Origin of the sequence: Streptomyces sp. BBFR51 (assembly GCF_044591655.1) — a bacterium.
In the GTDB taxonomy this organism is placed as follows: domain Bacteria; phylum Actinomycetota; class Actinomycetes; order Streptomycetales; family Streptomycetaceae; genus Streptomyces.
In genome coordinates, this window is the sequence record NZ_CP172448.1 from 3,624,847 (window position 1) to 3,650,924 (window position 26,078).

A 26,078-nucleotide genomic window follows, 5' to 3' on the forward strand; every position below is an offset into this window, starting at 1 on the left:
CCCTCACACCACCGTCGCCCCCGCCACCGCCCCCACCGCCGTACGCACGTCCCGGCAGGTCCCCGACGCTCGCAGCACCCCGGCGACGTCGGACGCGGCCCTGGCGTCCGGGGCGAGGAAGGCCGTGGTCGGGCCCGAGCCCGAGACCAGCGCCGCCAGCGCGCCCGCCGCCCGCCCGGCCGCGAGGGTGTCGGACAGCTCCGGGAAGAGCGAGAGGGCCGCGGGCTGCAGGTCGTTGGTGAGGGCCACGGCGAGCGCGGTGGGGTCGCCCTTGGCGAGGGCGTCGATCACGGTCTGGTCGGCGACCGGTTCCGGGATGTCCAGGCCCTCTCCCAGGCGGTCGAACTCGCGGAAGACGGCCGGGGTCGACAGTCCCCGCGCGGCCAGCGCGAAGACCCAGTGGAATTCGCCGCCCACCTCCAGCTCGGTCAGCCTCTCGCCGCGCCCCGTGCCCAGTGCCGCCCCGCCGACCAGGCTGAACGGCACGTCGCTGCCCAGTTCGGCGCAGATCTCCAGCAGCTCGGCCCGCGAGGCTCCCGTGCCCCACAGCGCGTCGCAGGCGACCAGCGCGCCGGCGCAGTCCGCGCTGCCGCCCGCCATGCCCCCGGCGACGGGGATGTCCTTGGCGATGTGGAGGTGGACGTCGGGTTCGCGGCCGTACCGCGCGGCCAGCGCCCGGGCCGCGCGGGCCGCCAGGTTGGTGTGGTCGAGGGGGACCTGGTCGGCGTCCGGCCCCTCGCAGGTGACGCGGAGCCCGTCGGCGTCCGGGGTCGCGGTGATCTCGTCGAAGAGGGAGACGGCGAGGAAGACGTTGGCCAGGTCGTGGAAGCCGTCGGGGCGGGCGGCGCCGACCGCGAGCTGGACGTTGACCTTGGCGGGGACGCGGACCGTCACGCTCACTTGCTCGTCACTCCCTACTGCTTGTGCTCGGCGATACGCGCGAACTCTTCCACGGTCAGCGCCTCTCCGCGCGCCTGCGGCGACACCCCCGCGCCGACGAGCGCGGCCTCGGCGGCGGCGGCCGACCCGGCCCACCCGGCGAGGGCGGCCCGCAGGGTCTTGCGGCGCTGGGCGAACGCGGCGTCGACGACGGCGAAGACCTCGCGCCGGGAGGCGGTGGTCTTCAGCGGCTCACTGCGCCGGACGAGGGACACGAGCCCGCTGTCGACGTTGGGCGCGGGCCAGAAGACGTTGCGGCCGATGGAGCCGGCCCGGCGGACCTCGGCGTACCAGTTCGCCTTCACGGAGGGCACGCCGTAGACCTTCGAGCCGGGTCCGGCGGCGAGCCGGTCGGCGACCTCGGCCTGGACCATGACGAGGGTCCGCTCGATGCCCGGGAAGGTCTCCAGCATGTGGAGGAGGACGGGGACCGCCACGTTGTACGGCAGGTTCGCGACCAGCGCGGTCGGGGCGGGACCCGGCAGCTCGGTCACCTGCATCGCGTCGGAGTGGACCAGCGCGAACCGGTCGGCGCGCTCGGGCATGCGGGCGGCGACGGTGGCGGGCAGGGCGCCGGCGAGGACGTCGTCGATCTCGACGGCGGTGACCCGGTCGGCGGCCTCCAGCAGGGCCAGGGTGAGCGAGCCGAGGCCCGGTCCCACCTCGACCACCACGTCGTCGGGGCGTACCTCGGCGGTGCGGACGATACGGCGGACGGTGTTGGCGTCGATGACGAAGTTCTGGCCGCGCTGCTTGGTGGGCCGTACGCCGAGGGCTGCCGCGAGTTCACGGACGTCGGCGGGACCCAGGAGGGCGTCGGGGGTGGGGCTGCTCACCCGGCAAGGGTAGCCGGGGGCGGGCGGGCCTCATCCCCGCAGCCGGGCGCCGCAGTGGGGCCAGGCGTCGGGGCCGCTGCGTACGTACAGCTTCTTCGCCCGGTACGTCTGCTCCGTGGCCGACGCGTCCTGGGGGCGGCCCTCGCCGCCGAGGTCGTGCCAGGTGCGGGTGTCGAACTGGTAGAGGCCCCCGTACGTCCCCGAGGGGTCGACGGCGTCCGGGCGGCCGCCCGACTCGCAGGCGGCCAGGCCCTGCCAGTTCAGGTGGTCGGCGCCCTCGACGGACGTCGGCCGGGGCCGGGTGCCGACCCGCACGAGCTGCGGGCTGGGCTCGCGCACCACCTCGGTGCGCAGCCGGCGCGGTTTCTCCCGGACGCCGTTGACGCTGCGCAGGGCGTACGTGGTGCGCCGCAGTCCGGGCTGTCCCGCCTGCCGGACGACCTCGGTGCCGCGGTAGAGCGAGGCGTCCTCGGTCCGTCGTACGTCGAAGGGGATCGGGTCCTCGCGGACCTCCTGGGACCCGGTGATCCGCAGCACCGTGACGGTCTGCCCGTCGCGCGGGAAGCCGGTGGCGGGGACGGAGGTGGTGTCCTCGCCGTGCAAGGTGATCCCGGCCTCCTCGACGGCCTCCCGCACGGTCGCGGCGTTGGTGCGGACGGTGCGGGCCCGGCCGTCCGCCATGACGGTCACCACCCGCTCGGTGCGCACCACCAGGGCGAGGCCCTCGCGGCCGATGCGCCGGGAGCCCTCGGTGGACAGGTGGGCGCCCTGCGTCCGTACGCCGAGCTGCCGCAGGGCGCCGTCCACCGTCTCCGCGGTCGTCCACACCTGGCGCCGGTGGCCGTCGAGGGTGAGCAGGACGGGCCTGCCGTACCGGACGGCGACGTCCTCGCCGCTGGTCAGCGGGGTGCCGGGGGCGGGCACGATCACATCGTGGGCGCCGACCTCGACGCCCTCCTCGACGAGCAGTTCGCTCACGTCGTCGGCGAAGGTGTGCAGCGTGCGCGGGGCGCCGTCGACGGTCAGCTCGACGGCCTTGTCCTTGGCGACGAAGGCGGTGGTGCCGCCCGCGAGGAACGCCACGACCAGCGCGCGTGGCAGCAGCCGGCGCAGGGAGGCGTCCGCGCGCCCGGCGTACTGCGCCCGGCGCCGGCGCCCGGCCCGCCCGTCCCCCGGCGCGCGCACCGTCGGCGGCTGCGGTGCGCCCTGCCGGGGGAGCGCGGGCCGGTACGTCTCCCCGTACGGCAGGGTCGGCGCGCTGTGCACGTCGTACGGCGCGAGGTACTCGTACGCCTCGTACGCCTGGTGTGGCGCGTACGCCTCGTGTGGCGCGTATGCCTCTGAGTGCTCGAACTGCGTTCTGCTCACGCCGACAACGCTCCAGGGGTCCGGATCGGGCCCCCAGAACCTAGCGGAGCGCTCGTCACTCTCCAAAGCGACGCGACTACGCAGCGTGGCGCACACCTGCTCGCGGCGGGATCGCCGCTCAGTAGCCGAAGGCGCCGGCGGTGTTCGCGGCGAGGGCGGCCGCCAGCGTGTCCTCGTCGACGCCCCGGACCTCGGCCATGGCCCGCACCGTGACCGGCACCAGGTAGGGGGCGTTCGGCCGCCCCCGGTAGGGCACCGGCGTCAGGAACGGCGCGTCGGTCTCGACCAGGACCAGCTCCGGCGGGGCCACGGCGAGGGCGTCGCGCAGGTTCTGGGCGTTCTTGAAGGTGACGTTGCCCGCGAAGGACATGTAGTACCCGGCGCGCGCGCAGATCTCGGCCATGTCCGCGTCGCCTGAGTAGCAGTGGAAGACGGTGCGCTCGGGGGCGCCCTCCTCCTTCAGCACGCGCAGGACGTCGGCGTGGGCGTCGCGGTCGTGGATGACGAGGGTCTTGCCGTGCCGCTTGGCGATCTCGATGTGGGCGCGGAAGGAGCGCTCCTGGGCCTCCTTGCCCTCCGGGCCGGTGCGGAAGTGGTCGAGGCCGGTCTCGCCGACGCCCTTGACCTGCGGGAGCGCCGCGAGCCGGTCGATCTCCGCGAGCGCGTCGTCGAGCGCCGTGTCCCCGCCGGGCTGCCGCGCACCCTGCCTCGACCAGCCTCCCCCAGCCCTGGGGGGCTGGGAGGTGCCCCCAGGATCCCCGTGGACGATCCGCGGCGCCTCGTTGGGATGCAGGGCGACGGTGGCGTGGACGGCGTCGTACGCCGCCGCGGTCTCGGCCGCCCAGCGCGAACCCGCGAGGTCGCAGCCGACCTGGACGACGGTCGTCACGCCGACCGACGCGGCCTTGGCGAGTGCCTCCTCGACGGTGCCGGACTGCATGTCGAGGTGGGTGTGCGAGTCGGCGACCGGCACCCGGAGGGGCTCGGGGAGCGGGGGCGCGGCGTCCTTGTCGGACCGGCCCGAGGCGTTCGAAGGCATGCCTTCGATCCTACGAAAGCCCCGACCGGACCCGACCGGCTCCCCGACGGGTCAGCTCGCCCTGCGGTGGAGGTGCAGGGCGTGCAGCAGGTCGGCGAGGTGCCAGTGCCGGCCCCCGTCGTCGAGTCCCGGCGCCCCCGGCCCCGGTGCCTCGGGCACCCGCGGCACCTCCAGGGGACCGGCCGGCGGCACCCGGTGGACGCCGTGGCTGGTGCCGCGCACCGAGGCGACCCGGCCCGGGCGCATGATCCGTACGACGTGGTTGTCGCAGTTGGCGCAGGTCGGCCGGGTCAGCGGAGAGGGCACGACGCGGCCGTCCGCGACGTAGAGCACGAACTCGTGGCCGTCGGTGTCCGTGTGGTGCTCGATCTCGAACGACTGTTCCCAGCCGTGTCCGCAGCGCATGCAGGCGAAGGAGTACGACTCGTGGACGACGGCACTGGCACCGGCACGCACTCCGGTTCGCGCGGCGCTCTCACTCATGCTCATCCCGGCTCCTTCGGTTCGTCCTGTTCCTTCCTCCAGTGGACTCCTCCACCAGCGGGAAAGCACCAGGTGCTGCCGAGTATTTGAGCCGATTTGGGGTGCCCTTGGCCGAAGGGCCCGCAAGGTCAGGGGCGGGTCAAGGGCGGACCGTCAAACCCCCGCGTTCTTCGCCGCCACCACCGCGTCGAACACCTCCCGCTTGGGCACGCCCACCTGGGCGGCCACCGCCGCGATCGCCTCCTTGCGCCGCTCCCCCGCCTCCTCGCGCACCCGCACCCGGCGCACCAGCTCCTCGGCGCCGAGCTCCTCGGGCCCCTTGTCCGGCGCCCCCTCGACGACGACGGTGATCTCGCCCCGCACCCCCTCGGCGGCCCACGCGGCCAGCTCACCGAGCCCGCCCCGCCTGACCTCCTCGTACGTCTTGGTCAGCTCCCGGCAGACGGCGGCCCGCCGGTCGGTGCCGAAGACCTCGGCCATGGCGGCGAGGGTGTCGTCGAGGCGGTGCGGGGCCTCGAAGTAGACGAGGGTCCGGCGCTCCTGGGCGACCTCGCGCAGCCGGGTCAGCCGCTCGCCGGCCTTGCGGGGCAGGAAGCCTTCGAAGCAGAACCGGTCGACCGGCAGCCCGGACAGGGCGAGCGCGGTGAGCACGGCGGACGGGCCGGGCACGGCGGTGACGCGGACGCCGCGCTCGACGGCGGCGGCGACCAGGCGGTAGCCCGGGTCGGACACCGACGGCATCCCGGCGTCGGTGACCAGCAGCACCCGCGCTCCGCCGGCCAGCTCCTCGACCAGTTCGGGCGTACGGGCGGACTCGTTGCCCTCGAAGTACGACACGACACGCCCCGCCGGGGCGACGCCGAGCGCCTGGGTGAGCCGGCGCAGCCGCCGGGTGTCCTCGGCGGCGACGACGTCCGCACCGGCCAGTTCCGCGGCGAGCCGGGGCGGGGCGTCCTGGACGTCGCCGATGGGGGTGCCCGCGAGTACAAGGGTTCCAGTCACTCCCCCATCCTCCCAGCACTGGCCGGGCACCCCTCGAACCGCACCGGTGGGGGCCATGCGCGGGACGTGCACAGCGCGGTTCCCTACGATGGCGCGGTGACCAGTACCGCGTCCTCCACGGACACCCGGCAGGGCCAGGCCCCGCACGACGAGCGGCCCACCTGGCAGCAGCGGCTGCGCCGCTTCGGCTACACGGCGGGGCCCGCGGCCGGCGACGTCCGCGACCGGCTGGTGCCGCCGTACACGAGCCCGAGTCCGCGCCTGTGGGCCTTCCTGGGCCTGTCGAAGCCGCTCACCGACCGGATCGTGCGCTGGTCGTCGTGGGGCGGACCGCTGCTGGTGGCGCTGCTGGCGGGCGTACTGCGGTTCTGGAACCTGGGCAGCCCGAAGGCGGTGATATTCGACGAGACGTACTACGCCAAGGACGCGTGGGCGCTGATCCACCGCGGTTTCGAGGTCAACTGGGACAAGAACGCCAACGACCTGATCCTGAACTCGGGCGGCGACGTCCCGATCCCGACGGACGCGGCGTACGTCGTCCATCCGCCGGTCGGCAAGTACATCATCGGCCTGGGCGAGCAGCTGTTCGGCTTCGACCCGTTCGGCTGGCGGTTCATGACGGCGCTGCTCGGCACGCTGTCGGTGCTGCTGCTGTGCCGGATCGGCAGGCGGATGTTCCGCTCGACCTTCCTCGGGTGCCTGGCGGGCGCACTGATGGCGGTGGACGGGCTGCACTTCGTGATGAGCCGCACCGCGCTGCTGGACAGCGTGCTGATGTTCTTCGTGCTGGCCGCCTTCGGCTGCCTGGTCGTCGACCGCGACCGGGCCCGCCGGAAACTCGCCGCCGCGCTGCCGGTGGACGACGACGGCAGGGTCCGCCCGGACGCGCACGTCGCCGAGACGCTCCGGCTCGGGTGGCGCCCCTGGCGGCTGGCGGCGGGCCTGATGCTGGGCCTGGCGGCGGCCACCAAGTGGAACGGCCTCTACATCATGGCGGCCTTCTGCGTGATGGCCGTGCTGTGGGACGTCGGCTCCCGCCGGGTCGCGGGCGCCCACCGCCCCCACCTCGCGGTACTGCGGCACGACCTGGGCTGGGCCTTCCTCTCCACGGTCCCGGTGGCGCTGGCGACGTACGTCCTCTCCTGGCTCGGCTGGATCCTCTCCCCCTCGGACGGCACCGGCGGCTACTACCGCGACTGGGCGACGAAGGACGGCGCGAACAGCTCCTGGTCGTGGCTGTTCCCCGACTGGTGGCGCAGCCTGTGGCACTACGAGACCCAGGTCCTCGAATTCCACACCCACCTCACCTCGCCGCACACGTACCAGTCGAACCCCTGGAGCTGGCTCGTCCTGGGCCGCCCGGTCTCCTACTTCTACGAGTCGCCGTCGGCGGGCTCGGACGGCTGCCCGGTCGACGCGGGCGAGAAGTGCGCCCGCGAGGTCCTCGCCCTGGGCACGCCCCTGCTGTGGTGGGTGGGCTGCTTCGCCCTGCTCTACGTCCTGTGGCGCTGGCTCTTCCGCCGCGACTGGCGCGCGGGGGCCATCGCCTGCGGCATCGCGGCGGGCTACCTCCCCTGGTTCCTGTACCAGGAGCGCACGATCTTCCTCTTCTACGCCGTGGTCTTCCTGCCCTTCCTCTGCCTCGCGGTGGCCATGCTGCTGGGCGCGATCATCGGCCGCCCGGGCTGCGGCGACGCCAGACGCGTCGCGGGCGCGACGGGCGCGGGCGTCCTGGTGCTGCTCATCGCCTGGAACTTCATCTACTTCTGGCCGCTCTACACGGGGACGGCGATCCCGATGGACGACTGGCGGGCGCGGATGTGGCTGGATACGTGGGTCTAGCCGGCCGGGCACGTCATGAGGACACGGCGGCATGCCGCGGAAGGCGTGCTTCCATGACGCGCATGGTGGAGGACGGCACATCCCTCGGACCGTTGGAACTGGCCGGCGGGCGTTGGGGAGTCGGAGACGCCTCACGACCGGGCACCCACTGGGTGGAGTTCCGCCCGGACGGGCTCCACCAGCACGAGCCGGACTCCGAGGGACGGCCGATCCCGTGGTCGAGGATCATGACCGGCGTTTGGCTCACCTGGGGCAAGCACGCCTGGAACACGAACAACCGGGGCGTGTACACGCCGAAGGGGACGGTCGCCGAGCGCGCCGGCGGCTGGATGCACCTGACGCTGCGCCACCCGTACGAGGACCAACAGCTGCGCTTCGACCAGCATGAGCGCCCCTACCGGGCGGTGGACGCCATCCGGCTGGAGAGTCTGATGCGGCAGCTCATCGACGAGGGAAAGCTCCATCTGCTCGGCGACCCGGAATGGGTGGGCCGCGCCGTGGCGTATCTGACCGGCGGGAAGAACAGCTGGATTACGAACCGTGCGCTGCGGCGGGTGGCGAAGGAGGCCATAGCAGCGGCCGGCCCCGGCAGCCTCTGACGGCCCGCCGTCGCCAACGGCGCTTTTGGCACGCGTCCTCGCTCACCCGGAACCGGCCAAGGCGCCAGCCGTGGCGCCGACGTCCACCTCGGCCCAGACCGTCAGCCCTCCACCTGTCCGCCGCGTCCCCGACCTGGCGGTCAGCGCATCGATGATCAACAGACCGCGCCCGCCTTCGCACTCCGCCCCGGACCCACCGGCCGACGCGCAGATCTCCGGCGTATCGCCGCTCCTGCCGTCGTCGGTCACGCCGTCTGATCAGGGACCGCTACACATGAACAAGAAGGTCGACCTCACCAACGCCTCCTGGGCCAAGGGCGGCCTGAGTGACGGAGGCGACAACTGCCTGGAGGTCGCCTTCGTCGACGGTGTAGTCGCCATGCGCGACTCCAACGACATCGGCGATCCCGACGCCCCCGCACTCATAGTCTCCGAGGCCGGCTACCGAGCCTTCGTCGGAGGCATCGGCAAGGGCCGGCGCAGCCTCCTGCTGCCGTAACACGTGCCGCTCGCGCAGAACCGCGGCGGTGAGGGCAACGAGTGCGTCGAGGTCGCTGCCCACAGCTCATGGGTAGGCGTACGCGACTCGAAGTCACCTTCCATCCGTCCTCGAAAGACCTCGGCCTGCGACGACGACTGGCAGCAACTCAACCGCCCGCAGCACCCGTCGGCGCAAAACCGGGGCTACCGGGTCACTCGTCCGGGGCCAAGGAAAGCAACCGTACCGGGCGCCCTTTCCAGTCCGCAGGACTGGTGGTCGCCACAACGGCGCCGTGCGGGCGCTCCTCCGACGGCTGGGCAACATGCTGCGTGTGCGGGAGCCCCCACCCGTCCGCACCGGTCAGGCTCAGCGCGGCGCTGAGGTCCAAGGAGAGGATGTCCACCGCCGGAAGCTGTGCGACGTGCTCAGCCAGCCCCGGATATCTCCGGTCGGCCTCCACCAGCGCGCACGCGGCCGCGTAGAGACGCGTCCCGGGGCTACTGGTGGCCTGGTAGACCAGGCGGGACACCAACGGATTGCCTCGCAGGGAGACCAGCGCGCCGGTGTCCAGCACGATGTGCAGATCGTTCACGCCGTCGTGGCCTCCGCGATACGACGAGCGAGGACCGCATCCGCCTCGGTATCGGGTACGGCAGGGTCGTATCCGGTCCACTCCTGGAGAACCTGCCGCGTGCGCTCGGCTTCCTCGGCCCGCTCGGCCGGGGTCCTGACCGTCTCCGCGAGCCGGTCGAGCCAGGCACGCAGACTCATCCCCTCGGCTTCGGCAACGGAGGCAAGTCGGTCGCGGGTCTCGGACCGGGCTCGGATGGTGGCGTCTGACATGCTCTGCCGCTCCATGTGTGTAGGGCTGTATCCAGGCTCCCCATTCTATCCGTGTACGCACACGTACACGTACACATCACCCATGGTCGGCATCAGAGACGGCCCGGGTCTCCTTTAGGCCACCAAACGGAAACATCCGTACCGCTGGTCACTCCCTGCGCTTAGAGTGCAACCACAACTGCTTCTGAACGCGTTCAAGAAGGCGGGCGGAAGGTCTGACGGGGAGGGGACTGCCGATGGGCAGGGGGGTGAAGGTCGCCGTCATAGGCGGGGTGTTCGCCGTGATGGTGGGCGGTGCCGGGTACGGCGCCTACAACGTGGTGTCGGCGCTGGACGACGGCGGGGGCTCGGGGTCGTCGGAGGCCAAGAGCGGGCCGCCGAGCGGGGACGAGGTCGAGGAGACGACGGAGAAGTTCTTCACGGCCTGGGAGAAGGGCGACGCGACGACGGCGGCGTCCTACACCAACAACGCCTCGATCGCCGGGACGTTGCTGACGGCCTACGCCGACGAGGCGCACATCACCGGCGTCGAGATCACGCCGGGCACCGCGGCCGGTACCGCCGTGCCGTTCACGGTGAAGGCGAAGGTGTCCTACGAGGGCACGACCAAGCCGCTGACGTACAAGAGCAAGCTGACGGTGGTGCGCGGTGAGAGCAGTGGGCGGGCGTTGGTGGACTGGGAGCCGTCCGTCGTCCACCCGGATCTGAAGGACGGGGACACCCTCGTCACCGCGGAGTCGGCGACCCCGCAGATCCAGGCCGTGGACCGGGACGGCGCCGTGCTGACGAAGGAGAAGTACCCCTCGCTCGGGCCGGTCCTCGCCAAACTCCGGGAGAAGTACGGCGACAAGGCGGGCGGCACCCCCGGCGTCGAACTGGCGGTCCGCCACACGGTCGGGGACGCTCCCGACACCCCGCTGCTGACCCTGACCGAGGGCGAGCCCGGGAAGCTGAAGACGACGCTCAGCGCGAGCGTGCAGGCGGCGGCCGAGAAGGGGGTGAAGCGGTACGGCGAGTCCTCCGTGGTCGCCGTGAAGCCGAGCACCGGTGAAGTCCTGGCCGTGGCGAACAACCGCGCGGACGGGTTCAACGCGGCCTTCCAGGGCACGGTCGCCCCCGGGTCCACCATGAAGATCATCACCGCGGCCATGCTCATCGACAACGGGGTGACCTCGATGAACGGCCCGGCACCCTGCCCCGAGACGGCGACCTGGCAGAGCCAGACCTTCCACAACATCACCACCATGAAGCCCAACATGAGCGCCACGCTCGCCAACACCTTCATGCGCTCCTGCAACACCGGCTTCATCAAGCTCATCGACGAGAAGCCGCTCACCGACTCCTCGTTGACCGAGGAGGCCCAGGAGCGCTTCGGGCTCGGGCAGAACAACTGGCAGACCGGCATCACCTCCTTCGACGGCAAGGTCCCCGCCGTGAGCGGCCCCGACCGCGCCGCCAACGCCATCGGCCAGGGCCAGGTCCAGATGAACCCGCTGAACATGGCCTCCGTGACGGCGACCGCCATCACCGGCGACTTCCGCCAGCCCTACCTGGTGCCGTTCGACCTGGACGACCGGAAACCGGCCACCGCCAAGGGGCTGCCGCAGGGCACCGTCGACCAGCTCAAGCAGATGATGCGGCTCACCGCCACCCAGGGCACGGCCGTGAACGCCATGTCCGGGCTCGGCGGCGACATCGGCGCCAAGACCGGGTCGGCGGAGGTCGACGGACAGACCACCTCCAACAGTTGGTTCACCGGCTTCCGGGACGACGTCGCGGCGGCGGCCATGACCGAGGAGGGCGGCCACGGCGGCGACGCGGCCGGGCCGATCGTCGCAGACGTGCTACGAGTCGGCGGCTGAGGCGGACCAGTGGCCATGGGTGGCCCTACTGTGGTCGCCGTTGCCTGAAGCATCCGACGCTGAAGGCACCGAAGGCACCAATGTCACCGAAGTCACCGAAGTCACCGAGGAACGGGACGCAGTGGGCAGCAGAAGGGGCGCCGCCGCCGAGCGACGCAGGACGAAACCCGCCGTGATCGGCAGTGTGGCCGCGGTGGTCGTGGCCGGTGCCGGGTTCGGTGCCTACGCGATGTACGGCGGCGACGCGGGCGGTGAGGACACCGCGCGGACGAAGTCCGCGGCGGCCGCGGAGAAGGTGAAGTCGGGCCCCCTGACGGCCGCCGAGGTCACCACCACGGCACAGCGGTTCCTGACCGCCTGGCAGAAGGGCGACGTCGCCGCCGCTGCCGCCGCGACCGACGACGCCGAGGCCGCGAAGGCGCTGCTCACCGGTTACGCCAAGGACGCCCGCGTCAAGGACGCCACCTTCACCGCGGGCACCCCGGCCGCGGAGAAGGTCCCGTTCTCCGTGAAGGCCACCGTCGCCTACGAGAAGGCGACCGAGCCGCTGGCGTACGACAGCGCGCTGACCGTCGTCCGCCGGGCCGGCGACGGCGAGCCCCGCGTCGACTGGCACGCGGCCGTCGTCCACCCGGACTTGGAGGACGGCGACAAGCTGGTCACCGGGGAGGCCGGCGACCCGCCGGTCAAGGCGCTGGACCGGGACGGCGCGGAGATCACCGCCGCGAAGTACCCGTCCCTCGGCACCGTCCTGGACGGCCTGCGCGACAAGTACGGCAAGAAGGCCGGCGGCACCCCGGGCGTCGAGCTGCGCGTGGTGCGCGGCAAGACGGCCGAGGACGCGAAGGGGGCCACGGACTCCGAGTCCGGCGCCGCCTCCGACAAGACGCTGCTGGAGTTGCGCGAGGGCACGCCCGGCACGCTGAAGACGACCCTGGACCCGGACCTCCAGGCCGCCGCCGAGAAGCAGGTGGACGGCAAGAAGGGGGCGTCGGTCGTGCTGCTGCGCGCTTCCACCGGCGAGGTCCTCGCCGCCGCCAACGGCGGGCACGGCTTCAACACCGCCTTCCAGGGCTCGCTGGCGCCCGGCTCCACGATGAAGGTCATCACCGCCTCGATGCTGCTCGAGAAGGACCTGGCGTCCGTGAACGAGAAGCACCCGTGCCCCAAGTACTTCACCCACGGCGGCTGGAAGTTCCAGAACGACGACAAGTTCGAGATCAAGGACGGCACCTTCAAGGCGAGCTTCGCCCGCTCCTGCAACACCGCCTTCATCAGCCAGGCCCCGAAGCTGAAGGACGACGACCTGACCCGGCAGGCCAAGGAGGTCTTCGGGCTGTCGATGAACAACTGGACGGTCGGCGTGCCCACCTTCGACGGCAGGGTGCCCGTGGAGAGCCAGGCCCAGATGGCCGCCGCCCTGATCGGTCAGGGCGGCGTGCGGATGAACCCGCTGAACATGGCGTCCGTGTCGGCGACCGTGAAGTCGGGCAGCTTCCACCAGCCGTACCTGGTCGCCCCGTCGGTCGACGGGCGGGCGCTCGCCACGGCCTCCCGCACGATGTCGGGCGAGACGCTCGGCGCGCTGCGCGAGCTGATGTCCTACACGGCGGCGTACGGCACCGCCGCGGAGGCGATGGCCGGCGTGAGCGGTGACGTCGGCGCGAAGACCGGCTCGGCGGAGGTCGACGGCCAGGAGAAGCCCAACGGCTGGTTCACGGCGTACCGGGGCGACCTGGCCGCGGCGGGCGTGGTCCAGCAGGGCGGGCACGGCGGCGACACCGCGGGCCCGATCGTCGCGGCGCTGCTGAAGGCCGGCGGCTGACACCCGGCGATCCGGATGTGCGCGGCCGGTGGTTCAGTGGGCCACCGGCTGCGCGGCCGACTTGTAGGTGCGGCGCAGGAACCGGATGAGCGCCTTGGTCTCGAACTGGACCACCGAGCAGCCCTGCGGGGAGTGGAACTCGACCACGGCCTGCACCCGCCCGCACGGCCACACCCGCACCTCGCCGCTCCCGGCGGGCGCGCGCAGGCCCTGTTCCAGCAGTGCGCGGTCGAAGGTCCACTCACGGGAGCCGGGCGCGCGGCCCCGTGCGGGCAGTGCGACGCACACCGCTCGCGGGTCGCGGTCGGGGTCGTAGCGCAGTACGACGGGTATCGCCCCGCCGTCGTCCTGGTCGGGAAGGTCCGCGTCCGTCAGGATGTGGGCTCGTACGTACTGTTCGACTACGGACATCGGATCGCCCCTTACGCTGTGCCACCCGTACGAAAGCTGTGCGTCCACCCCCACTCCAATGTCCCATATTTTCGCAATCACACCTTCTCGGGAGCGGGCTATCTCATCCGTGAGATAACGAGCACCTTGCTCTTGCGAGAGGTTCGCAACAAGCCTCTATCATCGAACGGTGCATGTACCTGACGGATTCATCAACGCCCCGACCTCCGCCGTGACCGGAGTCGTCGCCGCCGGCGCCATCGCGGTCAGCCTGCGCGGCGCGCGCCGCGAACTGGACGAGCGGACGGCTCCCCTGGCGGGGCTGGTGGCGGCGTTCATCTTCGCGGTGCAGATGCTGAACTTCCCGGTCGCGGCCGGGACCAGCGGACATCTGCTCGGCGGCGCCCTCGCCGCCATCCTCGTGGGGCCCTTCACCGGGGTCCTCTGCGTCTCCGTCGTCCTGCTCATGCAGGGCATCCTCTTCGCCGACGGCGGCCTCACCGCGCTCGGCGTGAACATCACCGACATGGCGATCGTGACCACGGTCGTCGCCTACGCCCTCTTCCGGGGCCTGGTGAAGGTCCTGCCGCGCACCCGCCGCTCGGTCACCGTCGCCTCCTTCGTCGCCGCGCTCGTCTCCGTCCCGGCCGCCGCCCTCGCCTTCACGCTCCTGTACTGGATCGGCGGCACCACCGACGTCTCCATCGGCAAGGTCGCCACCGCGATGATCGGCGTGCACGTGCTGATCGGCATCGGCGAGGCCGCGATCACCGCGCTGACCGTCGGCGCCGTCATCGCCGTACGCCCGGACCTGGTGTACGGGGCGCGCGGGCTCCAGCAGCGGCTCAAGCTGCGGGTGAACGGCGAACTCGTCGACGCACCCGACGCACCCGGCGCCCCCGGCGCCGAGCCGTCCCCCGCCCCCGCGCCCGTCGCCGCCCGCTCGCACCGCAAGGTGTGGATCACCGGCCTCGTCGCCTCCCTGGTCCTCGCCGGCTTCGTCAGCTTCTACGCCTCCGCCAACCCCGACGGCCTGGAGAAGGTCGCCACCGACAAGGGCATCGACAAGAAGGCCGAGGAGCACGCGAACGCCGACTCCCCGCTCGCCGACTACGGCGTCGAGGACATCACCAACGCCCGCCTCTCCGGAGGCCTCGCGGGAGTGATCGGCGTCGGCGTCACCGTCGTCGCGGGCAGCGCCGTGTTCTGGGCGGTGCGCAGGCGCCGCGGCGAGGACGCCTCCCCGACCAACACGGAAACGACCGTCTGACGTGGGCGCCGGACACGCCCACCGGCTCTACCGGCACGGGCACTCCCCCGTGCACGGTCTGCCGCCGCACACCAAGCTCGCCGCGGTCTTCGCCTTCGTGGTCGTCGTGGTGTCCACGCCGCGCGAGGCGATGTGGGCCTTCGGGCTCTACGCGCTGCTGCTCGGCGCGGTGGCGTACGCGGCCCGTGTCCCGGCACCCTTCCTGCTCAAGCGGCTGCTGATCGAGGTGCCGTTCGTCGCGTTCGCGGTGCTCATGCCGTTCGTGGCGGAGGGCGAGCGGGTCGACGTCCTCGGCATGTCCCTGAGCGTCAACGGCCTGTGGGGCGCCTGGAACGTCCTGGCCAAGGGCACCCTGGGCGTCGCCGCCTCCGTGCTCCTGGCCTCCACGACCGAGCTGCGCGAACTCCTCCTCGGTCTCCAGCGGCTGAAGCTGCCCCCGCTGCTGGTCCAGATCGCGTCGTTCATGATCCGGTACGGGGACGTGATCGCGGACGAGATGCGGCGGATGCGGATCGCCCGGGAGTCGCGCGGGTTCGAGGCGAAGGGCGTACGGCACTGGGGCGTGCTCGCCAAGTCGGCCGGGGCGCTGTTCATCCGCTCCTACGAGCGCGGCGAGCGCGTCCACCTGGCCATGGTCAGCCGCGGGTACGCCGGTTCGATGCCGGTGATCGACGAGGTGACCGCGGACCGGGCGCAGTGGTCGTACGCGCTGGCCCTCCCGTGTGCGGCGCTGGTCGTGTGTCTGCTGGGATGGACGCTGTGACCGACCACCCTGTGACCAGCAGCCCCGTGACCGACGCACCCGCCTCCCTCGACGTCTCCGGCCTCGCCTTCGCCTACCCCGACGGGCACCAGGCCCTGTTCGGCGTGGACTTCTCCGTCGCGCGCGGCGAGCGGGTCGCGCTGCTCGGTCCGAACGGTGCGGGCAAGACGACCCTGGTCCTGCACCTCAACGGCATCCTGACCGGCGGCACCGGCACGGTGACGGTCGCCGGGCTGCCCGTGGACAAGCGGAACATGGCGGAGATCAGGCGCCGGGTCGGCATCGTCTTCCAGGACCCCGACGACCAGCTCTTCATGCCGACCGTGCGCGAGGACGTGGCGTTCGGACCGGCGGCGGCCGGGGTGAAAGGGGCGGAGCTGGAGGCCTGCGTGGACCGGGCGCTCACGCTGGTCGGCATGGCGGAGTTCAAGGACCGGCCCCCGCACCACCTCTCCTTCGGCCAGCGGCGCCGGGTGGCGGTGGCGACCGTGCTCGCCATGGAGCCGGAGATCCTGGTCCTGGACGAGCCCTCCTCCAACCTCGACCCGGCCTCCCGACGCGAACTCGCCGACATCCTGCGCGACCTGGACGTCACGGTGCTGATGGTCACCCACGACCTGCCCTACGCCCTGGAGCTGTGCCCCCGCGCCCTGATCCTCAGCGACGGCGTGATCGCGGCGGACGGCCCGACGGCGGAGCTGCTGTCGGACGACGCGCTGATGCGCGCCCACCGCCTGGAACTGCCCTTCGGCTTCGACCCGCGCTCCGTGCGGGCGAGCGGCTGACGACCGGCTGCGGAATCGCGGGCGGTCGGTGGCGGTTGCACCCACTGTCACTGGCGATCGGAAGGGACGTACGAAAAGTGGACGCGGACGTGGACGTGCACGGCACGGTGGCCGAGGGCTTCGAGCCGGTGAGGGACGCGTTCGCACGGAACTTCACCGTGCTCGGCGAGCGGGGCGCGGCCGTCGCCGTCTACCGGGACGGGCGCAAGGTCGTCGACCTGTGGGGCGGCACCAGGAACGTCGATGACACGGCCGGCACCGAGCCGTGGCGCCGGGGCACCGCCCAGGTGGTCCGCTCGGCGACCAAGGGCGTCGCCGCCGCCGTACCGCTGCTGCTGCACCGGCGCGGGGAGCTGGACCTGGACGCGCCGGTGGGCGAGTACTGGCCGGAGTTCAAGGCGCGCGGCAAGGAGCGGGTGCTGGTCCGGCACGTGCTGAACCACCGGGCCGGGCTGCCGGTCCTGGACCGTCCGCTCACCCCCGAGGAGGCCCTCGACCCGCTGCGGGGCCCCGCCGCGGTCGCGGCCCAGGCGCCCGTCTGGGAGCCGGGCACCGACCACGGCTACCACGCGCTGACGTACGGCTGGCTGCTCGACGAGCTGGTACGCCGGGTGACGGGCGGGCGGGGCGCCGGGGAGTGGATCGCGGAGGAGATCGCCCGGCCGCTGGGCCTGGACCTGTGGGTGGGGCTGCCCGCGGCGGAGGAGGCGGCGGGCCGGGCCGGTCGCGTCGGACGCATCGAGGACCCCGAGCCGTCGGGACCGGCGAACGGGCCGCGCCTGCGCCCCAAGCGGTCGGTCACCGAGGCGTACGAGAACCCGGACTCCCTCACCCGCCGGGCCTTCGCCGCGATCACGCCGTTCCCCGACCAGAACGACCCGGTGTACCGCGCGGCCGCCCTCCCGGCCGCCAACGGCATCGCGACGGCCGACGGGCTGGCCCGCTTCTACGCGGCGCTGATCGGCGAGGTCGACGGGGTGACGCGAAGCGTGCGGCTGTTCGACCCGGCGACCATGGAACGGGCCCGTGCCGAGGAGTCCGCGGGGCCGGACCGGATCCTCGTCGTGGGCACCCGCTTCGGCCTCGGCTACATGCTGCACGGCAGCGCGTCCCCGTTCCTGGCCCCCGGCTCCTTCGGCCACCCGGGCCGCGGCGGCTCCCTCGGCTTCGCCGACCCGGAGTCCGGGATCGCCCTCGGCTATGTCACCAACGGCTTCCGCAAGACCGTGACGGCGGACCCGCGGGCGCAGGCGCTGGTGCGGGCGGTACGGGCGTCGCTGGGCCGGACCGGCCGCTCAGACGTTGATGGGGTGTGAGGTCCTCCCCGACGCCGCGTCGATCTCGTCGTGCGCCTTGGTGAGCAGCAGCATCGCCAGCTCGTTCAAGGCGCGCGCCCCCGCGACCTCCTCACCGACCCGTGGCTGCTGTGAGTCGACCCGGTGCCGGCTGGCGTGGCCGTGCGCGCGGACCTCGCTGCCGTCGGGGAGCCGCACCATCGCGGCCGCCCGCGTGTGCTGGTCGTCCTCCGTGAACTCCAGCTCGACATGCCATCCCACTGCGGTGTGCATCATGACGATCACCTCCGGAAACACCTGCTTCCAGGGTGCGCCCGGCGGCCGTCGTACGCACCATCGCGGCACGGCGGCGTGGGCGCGGCGGCGTCCCGGCTATCCCGTGTGCAGCATCAGCCCGATCCCGACGACCAGGAGGCCGGCCGCCGCGATGCGGGGCGCGCCGAACCGTTCCTTGAAGAAGAGGGCCCCTATCGCGGCGCCGACCAGGATGGAGGACTCGCGCAGGGCGGCGATGGGCGCGAGTTCGGCGCGGGTCTGCGCCCACAGGACCAACGCGTACGCGGTGACGGACAGCGCCGCGCCCAGCAGCCCGAGCCGGGCGTGCGGCCGCAGCAGCGCCCAGGCCGTCCCCGCGCGGTGGCGGTACAGGAAGTACGCCGGGAGGACCGTCCCCTGCACCGCCATCAGCCAGGCGATGTAGCCGAGGGAGGACCCGGAGGCGCGTACGCCGAGGCCGTCGACGACCGTGTACGCCGCGATGGTCACGCCGGTCGCCAGGGCGGCGCCGATGGCCGTCCAGTCGGGCCGGCGCCCGCGCAGTCCCCACAGGGCGACGCCGGTCAGTCCCGCGCAGGACACCAGGATGCCCCCGGTGGCCCAGCCGTCCGGCACCTCGTTCGCGAACACGGCGGCCAGGACGGTGACCAGCAGCGGCGCGCTGCCGCGGGCGATCGGGTAGGCCTGGCCGAAGTCGCCCAGCCGGAAGGACCGCATCAGCAGCGCGTAGTACGCGACGTGAATGGCGGCGGAGACCAGGAGATACGGCCATGCCCCGGACGCCGGGAACGCCGTGAAGGGCAGCAGCGCGAGCCCGATGAGCATCCCGCCGCCCGAGATCAGCGCGAACCCGGTCAGCTTGTCGGTGATCCGGTGGGCGATGGCGTTCCAGCTGGCGTGGGTGACCGCCGCGAGCAGGACGGCGGCGGTGACCAGGGGGGTCACTCGGAGCGCTCGCGCACGTCCACGAGGGTGGCGCCGGCGGTGGCGACGAGGTCCTTGGGCTCCATCGGGAAGACGGCGTACGGGGTGCCGGCGGCGGCCCAGACGACCTCGTGGGCGAGCAGGGACCGGTCGGCGAGCACCCGGGTCCTGCTCCGGTGTCCGAAGGGCGGCACCCCGCCGATCGCGTAGCCGGTCGTCTCCCGTACGACGTCGGCCTTGGCCCGCGTGACCTTCCCGGCGCCGAGTTCCTCCCGGACCCGGTCCAGGTCGACGCGGGAGGCGCCGTCCATGAGGACGAGTACGGGCACGCCGTCGGCGGCGAAGATCAGCGACTTGCAGATCTGGCTCAGCTCGCACCCGATCGCGGCGGCGGCCTCGGCGGCGGTGCGCGTGGCCTCGGGGAAGCGGCGGGCCCGTCCGGCCAGGTCACCGAGCCCGAGTTCGCTCAGGGCCGCGGCGAAACGGGGATGGGCGGCGGAGGCCTCGGAGGCGTCGTCGGTCGTCGTCATGGAGGGCACCGTAGCGGTACGTGTAGCCCGCATGCGACCCGGTTACGGGGCCCGCGCACAGGGCCTCGCACAGAGGAAAGCCGGTGAGGGCAGCCCCGTCCCCACGGAACCCTCACCGGCTGGTCTGTTGTCCTCCGGTCAGGAGGTGCGTCAGGCGCGGTGCGTCAGGCGCGCGCCAGCTCGCGGTCCTCGTCGGGGTCGGCGCCCCGCTCGTCGGCCGTGCGCAGCCCCTCGCCCTCGACGTCCACGTTGGGCAGGGCGCGGTCCAGCCACTTCGGCAGCCACCACGCCTTCTTGCCGAGCAGGGCGAGGACCGCCGGGACGATGGCCATGCGGACGACGAAGGCGTCGAAGAAGACGGCGATGGCGAGGCCGAAGCCGATCATCTTGACCATCGACTCGCTGGAGCCGATGAAGCCCGCGAAGACCGCCATCATGATCACCGCGGCGGCCGTGACGACCCGCGCGCCGTGCTTGAAGCCGGTGACGATCGCCTGGTGGGGCTTCTCGCCGTGGACGTAGGCCTCCCGCATGCGGGTGACCAGGAAGACCTCGTAGTCCATGGCCAGGCCGAAGACCACGCCGACCATGAAGATCGGCATCATCGACATGACCGGGCCGGTCTCCTCGACGCCCATCAGGCCGGACAGCCAGCCCCACTGGAAGACCGCGACGACCGCGCCGAGCGCCGCCATGACGGAGAGCAGGAAGCCGAGGGCCGCCTTCAGCGGGACCAGGATAGAGCGGAAGACCACGATGAGCAGGAGGAAGGCCAGGCCGACGACCAGGACCAGGTACGGCACCAGCGCGTCGTTCAGCTTCTCGCTGACGTCGATGTTCATCGCCGTCGAGCCGGTCACCAGGGTCTCCGCGCCGGTGTCGGCCTTGATGTCGCCGCCCGCGTCGCGGATGGAGTGCACCAGGTCCTCGGTCTGCACGGAGGACGGCTTGGAGTCGGGGATCACGGTGATCGTCGCGGTGTCGCCGCCCTTGTTGGGTGCGGGCGGGGCTACCGCCACGACGCCGTCGAGGTCCTTGATCTGCTTCTCGACGTCGGTGAAGGCGTCCTTCGGGGCGTCGCTGCCCTTGGCGTCCACCACGACCATCAGCGGGCCGTTGAAGCCGGGGCCGAAGCCGTCCGACAGGAGGTCGTAGGCGCGGCGCTGGGTCGTGGACGTCGGCTGGGAGCCGTCGTCGGGCAGGCCCAGTTCCAGGGAGGACGCGGGGATCGCGGCGGCGCCGAGGCCGATGACGCCCAGGAGGAGGACGGCGAGGGGGCGGCGGACGACGAAGCTCGCCCAGCGGGTGCCCAGGTTGGCCTTGGGCTGTCCCTGCCCCTGCCCCCGTGGCTTCTCCTGCGCCTGCGGCTTCTGCGCGCCCTTGCGGGAGCGGCCGAGGAGCTTGCCCTTCGCGCCGGCGGGCTTGACCCTGCGCCCGGCGTAGCCGAGCAGTGCGGGGATCATCGTCAGGGCGATCAGGACCGCGACGGCGACGGTGCCGGCCGCCGCGATGCCCATCTTGGTGAGCATCGGGATGTTGACGACCGCGAGGCCCACCAGGGCGATGACCACCGTGAGGCCGGCGAAGACGACCGCGGAGCCCGCGGTGCCGACCGCCCGTCCGGCGGCATCTTCGCGCTCGCGTCCCTCGGCGAGTTCGGCGCGGTAGCGGGAGACGATGAACAGGGCGTAGTCGATGCCGACCGCGAGGCCGATCATCATGGCCAGGATGGACGTGGTCGAGCCCAGTTCGAGCGCGCTCGCCAACGCGGTGATCGAGGAGACGCCGATGCCCACCCCGATCAGGGCGGTGAGCAGGGGCAGTCCGGCCGAGACCAGCGAGCCGAAGGTGATGACGAGGACGACGGCGGCGACCGCGATGCCGATGATCTCGGTGGCGCCGGTCTCCGGGACGGCCTGGAGCGCGTCACCGCCCACCTCGACGGTCAGCCCGGCGTCGCGCGCCTGCTGGGCCGCGTCCTCCAGGGCGTCCTTGGTGGACTCCTCCAGCTCCATGCCGGAGACGTCGTACTTCACCGACGCGTAGGCGATCGTGCCGTCCTTGCTGACGGCGTCGCCCGTGTACGGGTCGGCGACCGAGGCGACCTCGGAGCCGTCCGCCAGTTCGTCGACGGTCTTCTCGACGGTCGCCTTGTTCCCGGCGTCCGTCATCTTCTCGCCGGACGGTGCCTTGAAGACGACGCGTGCGGTCGCCCCGTCGGCACTCTGGCCCGGGAAGCGCTGTTCCAGCAGGTCGAAGGCCTTCTGGGCCTCCGTACCGGGGATGGAGAAGGAGGAGTTGCCGGCGGGCGGGGCGCTGGCCGCGCCGACGCCGGCGAGCGTCAGCAGGGCCACCCAGATCAGGGCGACGAAATGCCGTCGGCGAAAGGCGAGCCGGCCGAGTTTGTAGAGGAACGTGGCCACGGGGGCGTACTCCCGGTCAGGTCGTGGGAATTTCAGGGCAGGGGTGATCGGCCCGACGACGTTGGGGGTACCGCCCACGCCCTTAAGGCAGTGGGGGAGGTGACGTCAGATGGGGCTCAGGTGGGGCTCAGGTGGGGCGTGGGGATGTCAGTTGGTGGAGGCGCCGAGTGCGGGGAGGATCACGGCGTCGATGTAGGACGTGAGGAACGCCCGGGTCGGTGGCTGATCGTCCAGCAGCGTGCGGGTGGCGAAACCGCCGACCATCATGTGCACGAGGAAGTCCAGCGCCGGACAGTCCGCTCTGATCTCACCGCGGTCGACGGCGCGTTGCAGCACTCGCTGGAACTCCACCATCTCCGGTTCGATGAGCTGTTCCCGGAACGCCTGGCGAAGGTCCGGGTTCTGGTGCAGCGCCATGGCGACGCCCCGCATCAGCGCGGAGTTCTGCTCCATGGTGCAGTCGTCCTCACGCGCCATCAGGGCGTGCAGGTCACCGCGGAGCGAGCCGGTGTCGACGTCGCCGATCTCGCCCGGCTTGTTGTGCCGCATGGCCTTGACGACCAGATCCGGCTTGCCGCCCCACTGGCGGTAGAGCGTCGCCTTGCTGGACCGCGTGCGGGCGGCCACGGCGTCCATCGTGAGGGCGTCGTAGCCGACTTCGCGGAGCAGGTCGAGCACGGCCTCGTAGAGCTCGGCCTCGCGCTCGGGAGTGATCCGACTGCGGCGCGCGGTGGCGGCCTCCGTCATCTCGCTCACTCCTCTTCGTCCCACTCAGTCAGAACGACATCGTTTCGTACAAGACGAATGTACCCCACCCCCTAGCGAAACGAAACGGTTTCGTTCGTGTTCTGGGTCACGGTTGTCGGTTACGCATAAGTTGCCGGGGTCCGGGCCCCGGCAAAGCATGGGGCGGGTGAGTTATCTGCGCCTTCCGCACCTCAGTGGCGACCAGCTGTGCTTCGTGGCCGAGGACGACCTCTGGCTCGCCTCCCTCGACGGTCCGGGCCGGGCCTGGCGGCTCACCGTCGACCGCACCAAGGCAGGCCACCCGCGCTTCTGCCCCGACGGCCGCCACATCGCGTACACCAGCTGGCGCAGTCTGGTGCCGGAGGTCCACCTCGTGCCGGTGGACGGCGGCCCCGGCCGGCAGCTCACCCACTGGGGCGGCTTCGACACCCGGGTCTGCGGCTGGTCGCCGCCCGACGCCGACGGCACCACCGCCGTCCTCGCCGTCGCCTCGCACGGCGAGCCCTTCTCCCACCTCACCTGGGCCTACAAGGTCACCCCCGACGGCGACCCCGGCCGCAAGCTGCCCTGGGGGCCGGTCACCGACATCCAGGCGGCCGACCTCGACGGGGAGCGCAGGACACTTCTCCTCACCGGCACCCCGCCGCACGAGCCCGCCGCCTGGAAGCGCTACCGGGGCGGTGCCACGGGCCGGCTCTGGCTGCACGGCGAGCGGCTCCTTCCCGACCTCGGCGGACACCTCGCCGCCCCCATGTTCGTCGGCGAGCGGATCGCCTTCCTCTCCGACCACGAGGGCGTCGGCAACCTCTACTCCTGCGCCCACGACGGCTCCGACCTGCGCCGCCACACCGACCACGACGCGTTCTACGCCCGCAACGCCGCGAGCGACGGCGGCCGGGTGGTGTACCAGTGCGCGGGCGACCTGTGGATCGTGGACGACCTCGCCTCCGGCTCGGCGCCGCGCCGGCTGGACGTGCGGCTGAGCGGTCCACGCGCGGGACGGCGTACGTACCAGGTGCCCGCCGCGCAGCACGTGGGCGGCATCTCGGTCGACGAGACCGGCCGCGCGAGCGCCGTCGTCGTACGCGGCAGCCTGTACTGGCTCACCCATCGCGACGGCCCGGCCCGCACTCTCGCCGACACCCCGGGCGTCCGCGTGCGGCTGCCCGAGATGCTCGGGGCCGGCGGGCGGATCGCGTACGTGACGGACGCGGAGGGCGAGGACGCCGTCGAGATCTCCCACCTGCCCCGCGCGACCGGACGCCGCGCGGCCCGCCGGCTGGCCTCCGGACGCCTCGGCCGCGTCCTGGAGCTGGTCTCGGACCCGGCGGGCGACCGCCTCGCCGTCGCCTCGCACGACGGTCGGCTGCTGATCCTCGACGTGACGGAGGAGGACACGGAGGCCGCCCTGGCACTGGACCCGGAGGGTGCGGGGGGCGACGAAGACGCCGGTGACACCCGGACGACAGGAGACGTCGAAGACACCGGCAGCGCCGCAGGCGAGGTCACCGAGTTGATCCGGTCGGTCAACGGGCCCGTGCGCGACCTCGCCTTCTCCCCCGACGGGACCTGGCTCACCTGGTCGCACCCCGGCATCGGACGCTCCCTGCGGCAGATCAAGATGGCCCGGATCGACGGGCCGGAGGGCACACTCGTCGTCGACGTCACCAACGGCCGCTTCGAGGACGAGAACCCGGTGTTCACCAGGGACGGCCGCTACCTCGCCTTCCTGTCCTGGCGCGGTTTCGACCCGGTGTACGACGTGCACACCGGGGACCTGTCGTTCCCGCTGGGCTGCCGCCCCTACCTGGTGCCGCTGTCCTCGGCGACCCCCTCCCCCTTCGCGCTCAACCCCGAGGGCCGCCCCGCGGCCGGCGGCCTGGACCCGCTCGAGGACGAGCCCGGCGACGGCGGCGCGGTGACCGTCGAGGTCGAGGGTCTGGAGAACCGGGTGACGCCGTTCCCGGTCACCGCCTCCAAGTACTCGGCGCTGTGTCCGGTCGCGGGCGGCGGCCTGGTCTGGCTGCGCTGGCCGATCTCGGGCGCCCTCGGCGAGACCTTCGCGAACCCGGCGGATCCGAGCGAGCGGCCCACGCTGGAGCACTTCAACCTCGCCAAGGCCAAGAAGTCCGAACTCGTCGACCACCTGGACTGGTTCCGGGTCAGCGGCGACGGCAGCCGCCTGGTCGTGCTCGACGAGGGCGACCTGCGCGCCGTACCGGCGACGGAGGTGGGCGACGGCGACTCGACCACCTGGATCGACCTGCGGCGCATCCTGCACGAGGTCGACCCGGCCGCCGAGTGGCGCCAGGCGTACGACGAGGCGGGCCGCCTGACCCGCGCCTACTTCTGGGACCCCGGCATGTGCGGCATCGACTGGGACGCGGTACTGGACCAGTACCGCCCCCTGGTCGAACGGGTCGCCTCCCCCGACGAGTTCGCCGACCTGCTGCGCGAGGTGCTCGGCGAACTCGGCACCTCGCACGCCTACGTCACCGCCGCCCGGCGCAACGAGGGCCCGGCGCACTACCAGCGCTGGCAGGGCCTGCTCGGCGCCAACTTCGCCTGCCGCGACGGACAGTGGCTGGTCCGGCGCATCCTGCCGGGCGACTCCTCCGACTCGAAGGCCCGCTCCCCGCTGGCCGGCACGGGCATCCGCGACGGGGCCGTACTGACCCACGTCGACGGCCGCCCGGTCGATCCGGTGGCGGGCCCGTCGCCGCTGCTCGCGGGCGCGGGCGGCACGACGGTGGAGCTGACCTTCGCGCCGTGCGAGGGCGCCCGGGGACCGTCCCGCAGGGTCGCCGTCGTCCCGCTCGTGGACGAACGGCCGCTGCGCTACCAGGACTGGGTGGCCAAACGCCGCGAGGTCGTACGGGAGTTGAGCGGCGGCCGGTGCGGCTACCTGCACATCCCCGACATGGGCGGCTCCGGCTGGGCGCAGTTCAACCGCGACCTGCGCATGGAGGTGTCCCGGCCCGCGCTCATCGTGGACGTGCGCGGCAACGCGGGCGGGCACATCAGCGAACTCGTCGTCGAGACGCTGACCCGCACCATCCTGGGCTGGGACCTCACCCGCGACGCCCAGCCGGTGTCGTACGCCTCCAACGCGCCGCGCGGTCCGGTCGTCGCGGTCGCCGACGAGGCGACGTCCTCCGACGGCGACATGATCACGGCCGCGTTCAAGCTGCTGCGCCTCGGCCCGGTGGTCGGGCAGCGCACCTGGGGCGGCGTGGTCGGCATGACCGGCCGGCACCGCCTCGGCGACGGCACGGTGATCACGGTGCCGATGAACGCGGCCTGGTTCGACGCGTACGGCTGGTCCGTGGAGAACTACGGCGTCGCCCCCGACGTCGAGGCGCTGCGCACGCCGCTCGACTGGGCCGAGGGCCGCTACCCGGTCCTTGACGAGGCGGTCCGGCTGGCGTTGGAGCTGCTGGAGATCAACCCGCCCGCCACGCCCCCCGGTTACGACGCCGTACCGGACCGGTCCCGCCCGCCGCTGCCGCCCCGGGCATGAGAAAGGGCGCCCGCCGTGCGAACGGTGGGCGCCCCT

Annotated in this window: 24 protein-coding genes and 1 pseudogene; 11 read left to right on the forward strand and 14 right to left on the reverse strand. The window is 72.5% G+C overall.

The features are described from left to right. Nucleotides 1–3: 3 nt before the first annotated feature. The 6 genes from ACGH7X_RS16370 to rsmI form a co-directional block, all read right to left on the reverse strand. Entirely contained in the window at nucleotides 4–900 is an 897-nt protein-coding gene (locus tag ACGH7X_RS16370) for a 4-(cytidine 5'-diphospho)-2-C-methyl-D-erythritol kinase (protein WP_399886044.1), read from the reverse strand. Nucleotides 901–914: 14 nt separating this feature from the next. Continuing rightward, complete coding sequence (gene rsmA, locus ACGH7X_RS16375) at nucleotides 915–1,775, reverse strand: 16S rRNA (adenine(1518)-N(6)/adenine(1519)-N(6))-dimethyltransferase RsmA (protein ID WP_399886045.1); 861 nt, start codon at nucleotides 1,773–1,775, stop codon at nucleotides 915–917. A gap of 30 nt (nucleotides 1,776–1,805) precedes the next feature. Then, nucleotides 1,806–3,143: a ubiquitin-like domain-containing protein gene (locus tag ACGH7X_RS16380; RefSeq protein ID WP_399886046.1), complete on the reverse strand. Its 1,338-nt coding sequence runs from the start codon at nucleotides 3,141–3,143 to the stop codon at nucleotides 1,806–1,808. Nucleotides 3,144–3,261: 118 nt separating this feature from the next. Further along, complete coding sequence (locus ACGH7X_RS16385; RefSeq protein ID WP_399886047.1) at nucleotides 3,262–4,182, reverse strand: TatD family hydrolase; 921 nt, start codon at nucleotides 4,180–4,182, stop codon at nucleotides 3,262–3,264. Between the two features lie 51 nt (nucleotides 4,183–4,233). Further along, nucleotides 4,234–4,665: a hypothetical protein gene (locus ACGH7X_RS16390; protein ID WP_399886048.1), complete on the reverse strand. Its 432-nt coding sequence runs from the start codon at nucleotides 4,663–4,665 to the stop codon at nucleotides 4,234–4,236. A 153-nt stretch (nucleotides 4,666–4,818) separates the two neighbouring features. Continuing rightward, nucleotides 4,819–5,667, reverse strand: coding sequence for a 16S rRNA (cytidine(1402)-2'-O)-methyltransferase (gene rsmI / locus ACGH7X_RS16395; protein ID WP_399886049.1), 849 nt, complete (start codon nucleotides 5,665–5,667; stop codon nucleotides 4,819–4,821). A gap of 96 nt (nucleotides 5,668–5,763) precedes the next feature. Between rsmI and ACGH7X_RS16400 the strand changes: the two genes are divergently transcribed. From ACGH7X_RS16400 to ACGH7X_RS16415, 4 genes and pseudogenes are all read left to right on the forward strand, one after another. Further along, nucleotides 5,764–7,509 carry a dolichyl-phosphate-mannose--protein mannosyltransferase gene (locus tag ACGH7X_RS16400; protein ID WP_399886050.1) on the forward strand — a complete coding sequence of 582 codons (1,746 nt, stop codon included), beginning with the start codon at nucleotides 5,764–5,766 and terminating at the stop codon, nucleotides 7,507–7,509. A gap of 62 nt (nucleotides 7,510–7,571) precedes the next feature. Beyond that, nucleotides 7,572–8,108 carry a hypothetical protein gene (locus tag ACGH7X_RS16405; protein WP_399897062.1) on the forward strand — a complete coding sequence of 179 codons (537 nt, stop codon included), beginning with the start codon at nucleotides 7,572–7,574 and terminating at the stop codon, nucleotides 8,106–8,108. Between the two features lie 274 nt (nucleotides 8,109–8,382). Further along, on the forward strand, nucleotides 8,383–8,607 hold the full coding sequence (locus ACGH7X_RS16410) for a DUF397 domain-containing protein (protein ID WP_399886051.1): 225 nt from the start codon (nucleotides 8,383–8,385) through the stop codon (nucleotides 8,605–8,607). A 3-nt stretch (nucleotides 8,608–8,610) separates the two neighbouring features. Next, nucleotides 8,611–8,697: pseudogene (locus ACGH7X_RS16415) on the forward strand (DUF397 domain-containing protein); the annotation flags it as partial. A 103-nt stretch (nucleotides 8,698–8,800) separates the two neighbouring features. On the opposite strand, the gene ACGH7X_RS16420 reads toward ACGH7X_RS16415, so the two are convergent. Both ACGH7X_RS16420 and ACGH7X_RS16425 read right to left on the reverse strand, forming a co-directional pair. Beyond that, nucleotides 8,801–9,181, reverse strand: coding sequence for a hypothetical protein (locus ACGH7X_RS16420; protein ID WP_399886052.1), 381 nt, complete (start codon nucleotides 9,179–9,181; stop codon nucleotides 8,801–8,803). Next, nucleotides 9,178–9,432, reverse strand: a complete 255-nt coding sequence (locus tag ACGH7X_RS16425) for a hypothetical protein (RefSeq protein WP_399886053.1) — start codon at nucleotides 9,430–9,432, stop codon at nucleotides 9,178–9,180. Before ACGH7X_RS16425 ends, ACGH7X_RS16420 begins: the two co-directional genes overlap by 4 nt. A gap of 236 nt (nucleotides 9,433–9,668) precedes the next feature. Here ACGH7X_RS16425 and ACGH7X_RS16430 point away from each other — a divergent pair, with 236 nt between their 5' ends. Together ACGH7X_RS16430 and ACGH7X_RS16435 are read left to right on the forward strand one after the other, a co-directional pair. Next, nucleotides 9,669–11,294 carry a penicillin-binding transpeptidase domain-containing protein gene (locus ACGH7X_RS16430; protein ID WP_399886054.1) on the forward strand — a complete coding sequence of 542 codons (1,626 nt, stop codon included), beginning with the start codon at nucleotides 9,669–9,671 and terminating at the stop codon, nucleotides 11,292–11,294. 121 nt (nucleotides 11,295–11,415) lie between these two features. After that, the gene (locus ACGH7X_RS16435) at nucleotides 11,416–13,119 is read left to right on the forward strand and encodes a penicillin-binding transpeptidase domain-containing protein (protein WP_399897065.1); all 1,704 of its coding nucleotides are present in this window, start codon (nucleotides 11,416–11,418) and stop codon (nucleotides 13,117–13,119) included. A gap of 33 nt (nucleotides 13,120–13,152) precedes the next feature. On the opposite strand, the gene ACGH7X_RS16440 is transcribed toward ACGH7X_RS16435, so the two are convergent. After that, entirely contained in the window at nucleotides 13,153–13,530 is a 378-nt protein-coding gene (locus tag ACGH7X_RS16440) for an SsgA family sporulation/cell division regulator (protein ID WP_399886055.1), read from the reverse strand. 169 nt (nucleotides 13,531–13,699) lie between these two features. On the opposite strand from ACGH7X_RS16440, the gene ACGH7X_RS16445 reads away from it, so the two are divergent. From ACGH7X_RS16445 to ACGH7X_RS16460, 4 genes are all read left to right on the forward strand, one after another. Further along, the gene (locus ACGH7X_RS16445; RefSeq protein ID WP_399886056.1) at nucleotides 13,700–14,779 is read left to right on the forward strand and encodes an energy-coupling factor ABC transporter permease; all 1,080 of its coding nucleotides are present in this window, start codon (nucleotides 13,700–13,702) and stop codon (nucleotides 14,777–14,779) included. Nucleotide 14,780: 1 nt separating this feature from the next. Then, nucleotides 14,781–15,542: a cobalt ECF transporter T component CbiQ gene (gene cbiQ / locus ACGH7X_RS16450; RefSeq protein ID WP_399886057.1), complete on the forward strand. Its 762-nt coding sequence runs from the start codon at nucleotides 14,781–14,783 to the stop codon at nucleotides 15,540–15,542. Then, nucleotides 15,530–16,327: an energy-coupling factor ABC transporter ATP-binding protein gene (locus tag ACGH7X_RS16455; RefSeq protein WP_399886058.1), complete on the forward strand. Its 798-nt coding sequence runs from the start codon at nucleotides 15,530–15,532 to the stop codon at nucleotides 16,325–16,327. Before cbiQ ends, ACGH7X_RS16455 begins: the two co-directional genes overlap by 13 nt. 89 nt (nucleotides 16,328–16,416) lie before the next feature. Beyond that, nucleotides 16,417–17,643 (forward strand): serine hydrolase domain-containing protein, encoded by a 1,227-nt coding sequence (locus ACGH7X_RS16460; protein WP_399897068.1) that lies wholly within the window; start codon nucleotides 16,417–16,419, stop codon nucleotides 17,641–17,643. Here the strand turns inward: ACGH7X_RS16460 and ACGH7X_RS16465 are convergent. The 5 genes from ACGH7X_RS16465 to ACGH7X_RS16485 form a co-directional block, all read right to left on the reverse strand. Next, nucleotides 17,623–17,898 carry a DUF1876 domain-containing protein gene (locus ACGH7X_RS16465; RefSeq protein WP_399886059.1) on the reverse strand — a complete coding sequence of 92 codons (276 nt, stop codon included), beginning with the start codon at nucleotides 17,896–17,898 and terminating at the stop codon, nucleotides 17,623–17,625. The genes ACGH7X_RS16460 and ACGH7X_RS16465 overlap by 21 nt on opposite strands. A gap of 96 nt (nucleotides 17,899–17,994) precedes the next feature. After that, nucleotides 17,995–18,843: an EamA family transporter gene (locus tag ACGH7X_RS16470; protein WP_399886060.1), complete on the reverse strand. Its 849-nt coding sequence runs from the start codon at nucleotides 18,841–18,843 to the stop codon at nucleotides 17,995–17,997. Further along, nucleotides 18,840–19,352 carry a YbaK/EbsC family protein gene (locus tag ACGH7X_RS16475; RefSeq protein WP_399886061.1) on the reverse strand — a complete coding sequence of 171 codons (513 nt, stop codon included), beginning with the start codon at nucleotides 19,350–19,352 and terminating at the stop codon, nucleotides 18,840–18,842. Before ACGH7X_RS16475 ends, ACGH7X_RS16470 begins: the two co-directional genes overlap by 4 nt. Before the next feature lie 164 nt (nucleotides 19,353–19,516). Further along, nucleotides 19,517–21,775 carry an MMPL family transporter gene (locus tag ACGH7X_RS16480; RefSeq protein WP_399886062.1) on the reverse strand — a complete coding sequence of 753 codons (2,259 nt, stop codon included), beginning with the start codon at nucleotides 21,773–21,775 and terminating at the stop codon, nucleotides 19,517–19,519. Between the two features lie 147 nt (nucleotides 21,776–21,922). Further along, nucleotides 21,923–22,522, reverse strand: a complete 600-nt coding sequence (locus ACGH7X_RS16485) for a TetR/AcrR family transcriptional regulator (RefSeq protein WP_399886063.1) — start codon at nucleotides 22,520–22,522, stop codon at nucleotides 21,923–21,925. Between the two features lie 157 nt (nucleotides 22,523–22,679). Here ACGH7X_RS16485 and ACGH7X_RS16490 point away from each other — a divergent pair, with 157 nt between their 5' ends. Continuing rightward, a complete protein-coding gene (locus tag ACGH7X_RS16490; protein WP_399886064.1) occupies nucleotides 22,680–26,042 on the forward strand; it encodes a S41 family peptidase in 3,363 nt (1,120 codons plus the stop codon). Nucleotides 26,043–26,078: the final 36 nt, after the last annotated feature.